The organism is Pseudomonas sp. (assembly GCF_049645325.1).
In the GTDB taxonomy this organism is placed as follows: domain Bacteria; phylum Pseudomonadota; class Gammaproteobacteria; order Pseudomonadales; family Pseudomonadaceae; genus Aquipseudomonas.
Map to the genome: position 1 here is coordinate 1 of NZ_JBARTQ010000427.1, position 7,795 is coordinate 7,795.

Here is a 7,795-nt window from a genome sequence, read left to right on the forward strand (position 1 = left end):
ATTCGCGAGCAAGCCCGCTCCCACATGTCGAACCGCGTTTTTCAGTGACTACTGAGCAAAGAGTACCTTCTGCCCTTCAGGCGAGGTGAACATCCCATCCCCGTTATGCCCAACCCCCGGCACTTCCACCAGCTTCTGAGTCAGCTGCGGGTGACGCTGCTTGAGGTAGTCAAAATAGTTGTGCCCACGGATCAGGCGATACGGCCCCTGGGTTTCGGCTTCGCAGCTTTTATCCAGCGCCGGGTGGTTCGGGTCGGTGTCTTGCTGGCCCAGCAGGTAGGTGATGTTGCGTGACACGTAAGCCTGCTCAAGCTGCTGCGCGCTCTGGCCCTTGGCGTAATCCGGCAGGTTTTGCATGCCGTATTTCCAGTCGTTGAAGCCTGGGCAACTGGCGGCATCAAACTTCACCGGGCGCTGCGGCGTGAAGTAAGCGTAGGAGGACGGGTTGGCCACCACATACCGCAGGCTGATACCTTCGGTTTGCAGCATTGGGTGATCGTGGCCGGTGAGGGCGAAACGCTGCACCACCTGGCCACCACCGGAATGCCCGGCCACCACGATTTCTTTCAGCGCCGGGAACAGTTTGCGGTTGCCCAGGTGCTTGATGATCTGGTCGAGGGCGCCGTAGGAGCTGATCTGGCCCGGGCCGGTCGAGGCCTCGCCGGCCATCCAGTCATTGCCATTCCAGCGCAGCACCTGGTTGTCCAGGTGGTTGCGCTTTACGTCGGACTGATTGAGAAACTGCGGCGCGATCACCAGCGTATTGCCGGCCTGGCCTGCATGTTCGGCGGCGTCTTCGCCACTTTGCAGGTAGGTCTGCGCATTGCGCAGGCGGCCGTGCACGATGATCAATGCGCGAGTGACCTGGGGCAACGGCTTGCTCCAGTCCTGGCTCAAGCCCAGGCTGAGGTCACCGGCATCCAGGTGAAAACGATCGGGGCTGACTTCCTTGACGCCGTGTTCTTTCTCGGCGGCCCAGGTGGTGGCAGAACAGGTAATCAACACGCTCAACAACAATCCCAATCGTTTGTTCATCTAGAGGCTCTTGGCGGTAAAGGTGTCGCATTGAGTGATCTGGCCCTGGGCGAAGCCGGTCTTGAACCAGCGAACCCGCTGTGCCGAGGTGCCGTGGGTAAACGAGTCCGGCACTACGCGCCCTTGACCCTGTTGCTGCAAACGGTCATCGCCAATGGCGTTGGCCGCGTTGAGTGCTTCTTCAATGTCGCCGGGTTCCAGCCAGTTCAGGCGTTTTTGCGCCCGGTTGGCCCATACTCCGGCGAAGCAGTCGGCTTGCAACTCCTGGCGAACCAGCAGGCCGCCGTCGCCTTGCATCTGCCGACCCTGCTGGCGCGCGGCTTGAATCTTGGCCGAGATGCCCAGCAAGGTTTGCACGTGATGCCCGACTTCATGGGCGATCACATAAGCCTGGGCGAAATCGCCGGCGGCCTGGAAGCGTTGGGACATTTCCCGGAAGAAATCCAGGTCCAGATACACTTGCTGGTCAGCCGGGCAGTAAAACGGGCCGCTGGCTGAGGTGGCGCCACCGCAGGCGGAATTCACCCGCCCACGGAACAGAATCAGTTTCGGGTTCTTGTAGACCAACCCGTTTTCCTGGAAGACCTGCGCCCAGGTGTCTTCCGTGTCCCCCAGAATGGCGCGCACAAAGTCGGCCTGCTGGTCATTGGCCGGCGGTGCCTGGCGCGGTTGCGTGCTCACCGACGGTGCCTGTTCCACTTGGCCGGTTAATTGGCCGAGGATCTGCAGCGGGTCCTGGCCAGTCAGCCAGCCGATGCCGACGATCAGCACAATCGCCGTCAGGCTCAGGCCCTTGCCGCCACCAAAGCGCATGCCCCCCCCACCACCGCCGCCACTGTCATCGCGGGCATCCACCACGTTGTCGCTGCGTCGGCCTTTTTTCCATAGCATGGGGCAATCCTCTCGTGAACCTGGGAACACTTTTTCAATGCAGTGTTGTTGGTGCGTGGGCACGGCGCCAGCCCGGCTGTCCGACAGGTACGAGAGCGGCCTAGTATCGCTGCTGTCGGGCCATGTCGGCAGGGGCGCCAGATGAAAGTTGTGTCAGCAACGCCTCGTCAGTCGCGGCAATACCCTTCGCCGGTATCGACGATCAGGCAGTCCTTTTTATCTGCCAGCCATTTCAAACCGGTGGCTTCGCCGTCGCCTGCGCTCAACTGCTGCGGGCCGTCCGGGCGGGTGAAGGCGATGCCGTCTTCGTTCGCTTCGCCTTTGAACGTGCCGGAATCGTCGGCGTCGAGGCCGTATTGCATGGTCAGGAGGTAGTGGCCACGGCCGATGCTGTCGTCTTTGGCGATGGTCAGGTTCAGGCCTTCCACGCCGATCCACTTGCCGACCCATTTGTCGGTGGGCGGGGTTGCCGGCACCAGGGTGGCTTGCACCGACGCGGGGGCGGGCTTGGGCGCTGGCGCTTCCTCCTTGTTACAGGCGGTGAGCAGCACGAGGGCAGACAGGGCAAAGAGGGTTTTTTTCATAGCGGGCAGCCTTGGTTAAAAAGTGTGCAACGCGCGGACAAACGTGCAGCGTTGGACTCGAATCCCTTGATTTAGTGCGCTGTTCGCACGGTGTTTGGTTATGCTCTTGGGGCAGACGCAAGCCCGGCTGCTAGATTACCGGGTTGAGTGCCGTAGCGTTCAGCCCGCCATGCAAGAGAATACAATGACTGTCAGCACACCCCTCTCCGGCGTCAACCATCCCTTCAAAGGCATCTTGCTGATTGTGGTGGCGACGTTTCTGTTTTCCAGCCACGACGCCTTGTCCAAGTACCTGGCAGGGTTCTACCCGATCGTGATGGTGGTGTGGGCGCGTTACCTGGTGCATACCTTGCTGATGGCCGGGATTTTCCTGCCGCAATCGGGCCTGCGCGTGCTGCGCAGCAAACGGCCGGGGATGCAGGTGGTACGGGCACTGTGCCTGTTGGGTACCAGCCTGTTTTTTACCGCAGCGCTGCATTACATCCCGTTGGCCGAAGCCACGGCGGTGAACTTCCTGGCGCCGATTTTGGTGACGGCACTGTCGGTGCCATTGCTCGGCGAGCACGTCACGCGGGGCCAATGGCTGGCGGTGATCTGCGGGTTTATCGGCGTGCTGGTGATCATCCACCCCGGCGGTGAACTCTTCACCCCGGCGGTGTTGCTGCCACTCTGTTCGGCGCTGTTCTTCTGCTTCTACCAACTGCTCACGCGCATTCTCAGCAAGTACGACACCCCGACCACCAGCAACTTCTTTGCCGGCCTGTGCAATACCTTGGTGATGAGTGCGCTGGTGCCGTTCTTCTGGCAGCTCCCGACGCTGTGGCATGGCGTGTTGATGCTGGCGCTGGGCACCTGTGGGATGACCGCGCACTTGATGCTGACCCAGGCGTTCCGCTTTGCGGCGCCGGCTTTGCTGGCGCCGTTCGGCTATTGCCAGATCGTGTTCGCGGGGTTGTTGGGCTGGCTGGTGTTCAACCACACACCCGACGTGACCACAGTGGTCGGCATCGGGGTGATCTGCATGAGCGGGTTGGCCGCTGCCTGGCAGCAGCGGCGGCGTTGAGTCAGGCCTCGACGGTAGGAATCTTGCGCGGCGCCATGAAGTACATCCAGACCAGCGCGATGAAGTACATCGCCGGGATCAGGGTGAACAGCACGGTGTAGTTGTTGTTCGTCACGGTTAGGATATGGCCGACGATCTGGGTCATGAACATGCCGCCGATGGCCGCGCACATCCCGCCAAAACCGAACACCGTGCTCATCATGTGCTTGGGCGTGTAGTCCATCACCAGGCTCCAGATGTTGGCGGTCCAGGCCTGGTGCGCGCCGATGGCCAGGGAGATGGCGAACACCGCGACCCACAACTGGCTGGAACCGGCGGCCATGATCACGCCGACGATGCAGCAGGCGAACAGCAGCATCGACAACAGCCGCGCCTTGATCGGGTTCATCCCACGGCCGATCAGGAATGAAGACAGAATGCCTCCGCCAATACTGCCGAAGTCGGCGGTCAGGTAGATGATGATCAGCGGGATGCCCATCTGGGTCACGTTGATGCCCAGGTTGTATTGCTGGTTCAGGAACGGCGGCAGCCAATACAGGTAGAACCAGAACACCGGCGCGGTCATCGAGTAGGCGAGGGCGAAGGCCCAGGTGCCGCGCATGCGCAGGATGCGGCTGAAGGGCACGCGCGGTTGTTCCGGTTCGACTTCCTGTTGCACGTAGTCCAATTCGGATTGTTTGACCGTCGGATGCTCTTCCGGGTTGTAGTACTTCAACCCCCAAAGCACCAGCCAGATCCCGCCGAGTGCCGACATGCACAAGAACGCCGCCTGCCAGCCCCACACGTGGAGGATCAGTGGCAGCAGCATTGGCGTCATCATTGCGCCGACATTGGTGCCGGCGTTGAAAATGCCGGTGGCGACCGCGCGCTCGCCGGCCGGGAACCACAGCCGCGTGGTCTTGACGCAGGCCGGGTAGTTGGCGGCTTCGGTCAGCCCGAGGATAAAGCGGCACACCATAAAGCCGACGGCCGACGTGGCCAGGCCATGGGCACCGGTGGCCAGGCTCCACAGCAACACTGCGCAGAAGAACACGCGCTTCACGCCGATGCGGTCGATCAAGCGGCCTTGCAGCACAAAACCAATCGCGTAGCCGACTTGAAACCAGAAGTTGATGTTGGCGTAGTCCATCGCCGTCCAGCTCATTTCCTTGGCCAGGATCGGTTGCATCACGCCCAGGGCGGCGCGGTCGATGTAGTTCAAGGTGGTGGCGAAGAACACCAGGGCCAGCATGCCCCAGCGCGTTTTACCCACGGCCAGGGCGCCACGGATTTTGTCGCCGATGCCGGCGTGCGGGTTGCCCGGGCGCGCGGCCAGGACGGAGTTTTGCGAAGGCATGAGGTCGTACCCGTTTTTTGAAATTTTTATGGTGTGTTCTGGGTCTTCATTTCGGCTGTAGCTGCAAGGTCGATGGTGCGCAGCGGTTAAAAAATCGTCAATTCGCCAAAGGGGCATAGTGTTCGATAATCGCACCGAAAACTAACTGGTTCGTACATTTTAATTGCTGCGTGTAGGCTGGGGGCGAATAATTTGCCACAAACAAAAATTGCCGGGAGTCGCCCATGCAACGTTCCATTGCCACTGTTTCCTTGAGCGGCACCCTGCCGGAAAAGCTTGAAGCTATTGCCGCCGCCGGGTTTGACGGGGTTGAGATCTTCGAGAACGACCTGTTGTATTACGACGGCAGCCCGCGGGAAGTCAGGCAAATGTGCGCCGACCTCGGCATTGCCATCACCTTGTTCCAGCCGTTTCGCGACTTTGAAGGCTGCCGCCGCGACCGCCTCGCGCGCAACCTGGAGCGCGCCGAGCGCAAGTTCGACCTGATGCAGGAGCTGGGCACCGACCTGGTGCTGGTGTGCAGCAATGCCTCGGCGGATTCGGTGGGCGATGAACGCATTTTGCTCGATGACCTCAGCCTGCTCGCCGAGCACGCCGGGCGCCGTGGCCTGCGAATCGGCTATGAAGCGCTGGCTTGGGGCAAGCACGTGAACACCTGGCAGCAGGTGTGGAACCTGGTGCGCCAGATTGATCACCCGAGCCTGGGCGTGTTGCTCGACAGCTTTCACACCTTGTCGCTCAAGGGCGACCCGAGCGCCATCGCCGACATTCCCGGCGACAAGATCTTTTTTGTGCAAATGGCCGACGCGCCGATTCTGGCCATGGATGTGCTGGAGTGGAGCCGGCATTTTCGTTGCTTCCCGGGGCAGGGCGAGTTTGATTTGGCGGGCTTTCTGGCGCCGATCATCAAGAGTGGCTACACGGGGCCGCTGTCCCTGGAAATTTTCAACGACGGTTTTCGCGCCGCGCCGACCCGGGCAAATGCAGCGGACGGCTTGCGCTCGCTGCTGTACCTGGAAGAGAAAACCCGCGAGCGTTTGCAGCAGGAAGCGCCGGCCCAGCCCGTCGAGATTCTGTTCGATACGCCCGCCGCCAGTGAATACGACGGCATCGAGTTCCTTGAATTTGCCGTGGATGAAAACCTCGGCGCCAAGCTCACGCAATGGCTGGAGCGCCTGGGTTTCGTCAAGGCCGGGCAGCACCGCTCCAAGAGCGTGAGCCTGTTGCGCCAGGGCGATATCAACCTGATCCTCAACTGCGAACCCTATTCCTTTGCGCATAACTTTTTCGAAGCCCATGGGCCGTCGTTGTGTGCCACGGCGATTCGGGTCAAGGACAGCGCCAAGGCCCTGGAGCGCGCGGTGGCCTACAAGGGCCAGCCGTATCGCGGGCTGGTCGGGCCCAACGAGCTGGAACTGGCGGCCGTACGCGCGCCGGACGGCAGCCTGATTTATCTGGTGGACCCCTCCGAGGGCACGCTGTACGACACCGACTTCAACCTGCAAACCGCCACGGCGTCCAGCGGCGGCCTGCTGCGCATCGACCATATGGCCATGGCCTTGCCGGCCGACAGCCTCGACAGTTGGGTGCTGTTCTACAAAAGCCTGCTGGATTTCGAAGCCGACGATGAAGTGGTGCTGCCCGACCCTTACGGCCTGGTGAAAAGCCGCGCACTGCGCAGCCGTTGCAGCTCGATTCGGCTGCCGCTGAATATCTCCGAGAACCGCAACACGGCGATTTCCCACGCGCTGTCGAGCTATCGCGGCTCAGGTGTGCACCATATTGCCTTCGACTGCGCGGACATTTTCGCCGAAGTGAGCCGGGCCAAAGAGGCGGGCGTGCCGTTGCTGGACATCCCCCTCAACTATTACGACGACTTGGCCGCGCGGTTTGATTTCGACGACGAGTTCCTCAGCGAACTGGCGTACTACAACGTGTTGTACGACCGCGACGCCCAGGGCGGTGAGTTGTTTCACGTGTACACCGAACCGTTCGAAGGGCGGTTTTTCTTCGAGATCATCCAGCGCAAGAATGGCTACGCCGGTTATGGCGCCGCCAACGTGGCGGTGCGCCTGGCGGCAATGGCCAAATCGCGCAGCGGCGCTGTGCGTCAGGCGCGTTTATAACGGGCGGCGAGGTGCTTCCTTCGGGAAGCGCCTCGGCCCATAATCGCGGCCTGCACAACACAAATGGCCCTGAGCGCACCATGACCCTGACCCCCGACCTCTCCGCTGTGTCAGACGCACCGCGCAAGAGTCGCAAGAACAATCCGGAAAAGACCCGCGAAAACATCCTCCAGGAAGCGATTGTCGAGTTTGTGCAGCAGGGCCTGTCCGGTGCGCGCGTGGACGCCATCGCCGAGCGCATCCACACCTCCAAACGCATGATCTATTACTACTTCGGCAGCAAGGAGCAGTTGTACGTCGAGGTGCTGGAGAAGCTCTACGGCGACATTCGCAACACCGAAACCCGCATGAACCTCACCGCCCTGGAGCCGCGCGAAGCGATCCTGCGGCTGGTGGAATTCACCTTTGACCACCACGACCAGAACGTGGATTTCGTGCGCATTGTCAGCATCGAAAATATCAACAATGCCGAGTACGTGAAGCGCTCGGATTCGATCAAGGCCATGAACAGCAATATCCTCGAAGGGCTGGGCGCCACGTTGCAGCGGGGCGCCGAGATGGGCGTGTTCCGCCAAGGGTTGAACCCGTTGGATGTGCACTTGCTGATCAACTCATTCAGCTTTTACCGGGTGTCCAACCGCCACACGTTCAGCGAGATTTTTCAGATCGAGCTGTCGGACGAGGCGGTTAAGCAGCGGCACCGCGAGATGATTTGTGAGTCGGTGATGCGGTACTTGCAGGCCTGATAACACCGCAGGTC

7 protein-coding genes are annotated in these 7,795 nt (G+C 61.1%); 3 read left to right on the plus strand and 4 right to left on the minus strand.

Annotation, left to right across the window (positions count from 1 at the left end):
• Positions 1–48 precede the first annotated feature (48 nt).
• From WBB95_RS18550 to WBB95_RS18560, 3 genes are all read right to left on the minus strand, one after another.
• The gene (locus tag WBB95_RS18550; RefSeq protein WP_424488907.1) at positions 49–1,035 is read right to left on the minus strand and encodes an alpha/beta hydrolase; all 987 of its coding nucleotides are present in this window, start codon (positions 1,033–1,035) and stop codon (positions 49–51) included.
• Positions 1,036–1,926, minus strand: a complete 891-nt coding sequence (ypfJ, locus tag WBB95_RS18555) for a KPN_02809 family neutral zinc metallopeptidase (RefSeq protein ID WP_424488908.1) — start codon at positions 1,924–1,926, stop codon at positions 1,036–1,038. It abuts the gene before it with no gap.
• A 167-nt stretch (positions 1,927–2,093) separates the two neighbouring features.
• Complete coding sequence (locus tag WBB95_RS18560) at positions 2,094–2,510, minus strand: membrane lipoprotein lipid attachment site-containing protein (protein ID WP_424488909.1); 417 nt, start codon at positions 2,508–2,510, stop codon at positions 2,094–2,096.
• 184 nt (positions 2,511–2,694) lie between these two features.
• On the opposite strand from WBB95_RS18560, the gene WBB95_RS18565 reads away from it, so the two are divergent.
• The gene (locus tag WBB95_RS18565) at positions 2,695–3,573 is read left to right on the plus strand and encodes a DMT family transporter (RefSeq protein WP_424488910.1); all 879 of its coding nucleotides are present in this window, start codon (positions 2,695–2,697) and stop codon (positions 3,571–3,573) included.
• Between the two features lies 1 nt (position 3,574).
• Here WBB95_RS18565 and WBB95_RS18570 read toward each other — a convergent pair whose 3' ends face one another.
• Positions 3,575–4,909, minus strand: coding sequence for an MFS transporter (locus tag WBB95_RS18570; protein ID WP_424488911.1), 1,335 nt, complete (start codon positions 4,907–4,909; stop codon positions 3,575–3,577).
• 224 nt (positions 4,910–5,133) lie between these two features.
• On the opposite strand from WBB95_RS18570, the gene quiC reads away from it, so the two are divergent.
• Positions 5,134–7,035, plus strand: a complete 1,902-nt coding sequence (gene quiC, locus WBB95_RS18575; protein ID WP_424488912.1) for a 3-dehydroshikimate dehydratase QuiC — start codon at positions 5,134–5,136, stop codon at positions 7,033–7,035.
• Positions 7,036–7,115: 80 nt separating this feature from the next.
• Positions 7,116–7,781 carry a TetR/AcrR family transcriptional regulator gene (locus tag WBB95_RS18580; RefSeq protein WP_424488913.1) on the plus strand — a complete coding sequence of 222 codons (666 nt, stop codon included), beginning with the start codon at positions 7,116–7,118 and terminating at the stop codon, positions 7,779–7,781.
• Positions 7,782–7,795: the final 14 nt, after the last annotated feature.